This is a genomic window from Sphingopyxis sp., assembly GCF_016463645.1.
Classification (GTDB): domain Bacteria; phylum Pseudomonadota; class Alphaproteobacteria; order Sphingomonadales; family Sphingomonadaceae; genus Sphingopyxis.
On record NZ_JAEMQX010000239.1, the window covers coordinates 1 to 2,425 of the forward strand.

5 protein-coding genes and 1 pseudogene are annotated in these 2,425 nt (G+C 64.6%); all 6 read right to left on the reverse strand.

Annotated features, from left to right (window positions below; genetic code table 11):
- The coding region (gene rpsE / locus JHC57_RS22030; RefSeq protein ID WP_294032705.1) for a 30S ribosomal protein S5 at positions 1-576 on the reverse strand (576 nt) is incomplete at its 3' end.
- A 2-nt stretch (positions 577-578) separates the two neighbouring features.
- Positions 579-932, reverse strand: a complete 354-nt coding sequence (gene rplR, locus JHC57_RS22035) for a 50S ribosomal protein L18 (RefSeq protein ID WP_179497616.1) — start codon at positions 930-932, stop codon at positions 579-581.
- A 3-nt stretch (positions 933-935) separates the two neighbouring features.
- Positions 936-1,469 (reverse strand): 50S ribosomal protein L6, encoded by a 534-nt coding sequence (gene rplF, locus JHC57_RS22040; RefSeq protein WP_054589698.1) that lies wholly within the window; start codon positions 1,467-1,469, stop codon positions 936-938.
- A complete protein-coding gene (rpsH, locus tag JHC57_RS22045) occupies positions 1,469-1,873 on the reverse strand; it encodes a 30S ribosomal protein S8 (protein WP_054589697.1) in 405 nt (134 codons plus the stop codon). The genes rplF and rpsH overlap by 1 nt, the downstream gene beginning before the upstream one ends.
- Positions 1,874-1,885: 12 nt before the next feature.
- On the reverse strand, positions 1,886-2,191 hold the full coding sequence (gene rpsN, locus JHC57_RS22050) for a 30S ribosomal protein S14 (RefSeq protein WP_037556379.1): 306 nt from the start codon (positions 2,189-2,191) through the stop codon (positions 1,886-1,888).
- A gap of 51 nt (positions 2,192-2,242) precedes the next feature.
- Positions 2,243-2,425, reverse strand: a pseudogene (locus tag JHC57_RS22055) (50S ribosomal protein L5); the annotation flags it as partial.

A 2,425-nucleotide genomic window follows, 5' to 3' on the forward strand; every position in this document is an offset into this window, starting at 1 on the left:
TTCGCCGAGCGCCTCGAAGGTCGCGCGGATCATGTTGTAGGGGTTCGAGGTGCCGACCGACTTGGTCACCACGTCGGCAACGCCCAGCGATTCGAACACGGCGCGCATCGGGCCACCGGCGATGATGCCGGTACCGGCGGGCGCCGAACGCAGCGTCACATTGCCCGCGCCGAACACACCGCGACCGTCGTGGTGCAGCGTGCGGCCGTCGCGCAGCGGAACGCGAATCATCGCCTTCTTCGCGGCGGCGGTCGCCTTCGAAATGGCTTCGGGCACTTCGCGCGCCTTGCCATGACCGAAACCGGCGCGGCCCTTGCCGTCACCGACGACGACGAGCGCGGCGAAACCGAAGCGCTTGCCGCCCTTCACGGTCTTCGAGACGCGGTTGATGTGGACGAGCTTTTCAATGAGCTCCTCGCCGCCCTCTTCGTCGCGCGGGCGACGGTCGTCGCGGCGGCCACGGCCGCCTTCACGACCACCGCGGCCACCGTCGCGGCCGCCACGGCCACGGCGGGGAGCGCCGGTGTTTTCGGTCGCTTCGACAGCGCCTTCGACGTTCTGTACTTCGTCAGCCATAATCAGAACTCCAATCCGCCTTCGCGAGCCGCGTCGGCCAGCGCCTTGATGCGCCCGTGGAACAGGAAGCCGCCGCGATCGAACACGACCTGCGTCACGCCCGCCTTCTTGGCGGCAGCGGCGAGGCGCGACCCGACGTCGGCCGCAGCAGCGGTCGTCGCGCCGGTCTTGCCGCGGACATCCTTGTCGAGCGTCGAGGCTGCGGCCAGCGTGGTGCCGGCGGCGTCATCGATGAGCTGCGCGTAGATGTGACGGCCCGAACGGTGCACCGAAAGGCGCGGACGCCCGGCGGCACGCTGACGGAGCGCGGTACGGACGCGCTGGCGACGTTTTTGGAAAGGGGTAAGATGTGCCATGGCTTACTTCTTCTTGCCTTCTTTGCGGAAGATGTACTCGCCGCGATACTTGATGCCCTTGCCCTTGTAGGGTTCGGGCTTACGCCAACGGCGGATTTCCGCCGCGACCTGGCCGACCTTCTGCTTGTCGATGCCGCTGATCTCGATCGTCGTGTTGTCCGGCGTCTTGATCTCGATGCCTTCGGGCACCGCGAAATCGACATCGTGACTGTAGCCGAGCTGCAGCTTCAGCGTCTTGCCCTGCGAGTTGGCGCGATAGCCGACACCGGTGATTTCGAGGACCTTGGTAAAGCCTTCGGTCACGCCGGTGATCAGGTTCTGGACCAGCGTGCGCTGCATGCCCCAGAAGGCGCGTGCTTCGCGGGTGCTGTTCGCGGGCTGCACCGAGATGCTGCCTTCGCCGACTTCATAATTGATGAGGTCGGACAGCGGCATCGCGAGCGTGCCCTTCGGACCCTTCACCGACAGCTGGCCGCCGTCGATCGCGGCGGTGACACCGCCGGGGATCGCTACTGCCTTTTTACCAATGCGCGACATCAGAACACCTCCGCCAGCACTTCGCCGCCGACATTATGCTCGCGGGCTTCGGCGTCCGAGAGAACGCCGCGCGGGGTCGACACGATGGTGATACCAAGGCCGTTGCGCACGATCGGCAGCTCTTTCGAGCCCGAATAGACGCGGCGGCCCGGCTTCGAGACGCGGGCCACGTGGCGGATCGCCGGCTGGCCTTCAAAATATTTGAGCTCGATGCGGATGCCCTTGTGCTGGCCCTTCGCGCCCAGCGCTTCTTCGCTGTAGCCGCGGATATAGCCTTCGCGCTGGAGAACATCGAGAACGCGGACGCGCAGGGTCGAGGCGGGAGTCAGGACGCTGTCCTTCTTCGCCTGCTGGCCGTTGCGGATGCGGGTGAGCATATCACCCAGGGGATCGGTCATTGCCATCTTGTCAGTCCCTTACCAGCTCGACTTCACAACACCGGGGATCAGGCCCTTGTTGGCCAGATCGCGGAGCTGGATACGGCACAGCCGGAATTTACGGTAATAAGCGCGCGGGCGGCCGGTCAGCTCGCACCGGTTGCGGATGCGGGTCGGGTTACCGTTGCGCGGAATTTCCGCCATCTTGAGGCGCGCGATCAGACGCTCGCCATCGTCGAGCGACGTGTCCGCCGCAATCGCCTTCAGCTTCGCGTAGCGGCCGGCGTATTTCTTCACCAGCTGCTTGCGACGCTCGTTCTTGTTCACGGAACTCAGTTTCGCCATGACTTAAGTTCTCTTTCCTTCTTGAAAGAGCCTGCCAGATCCCTTGCGGGATCAGGCGGCTTCCTTTTCCTGCGCTTCGATCGGGAAGGGGAAGCCGAACAGCTTGAGCAGTTCGCGGGCTTCTTCGTCCGTACGGGCGGTGGTGGTGACGATCACGTCCATGCCGCGCACCTGGTCGATGCGGTCATAGTTGATCTCGGGGAAGATGATCTGCTCTTTCAGGCCCATGGCATA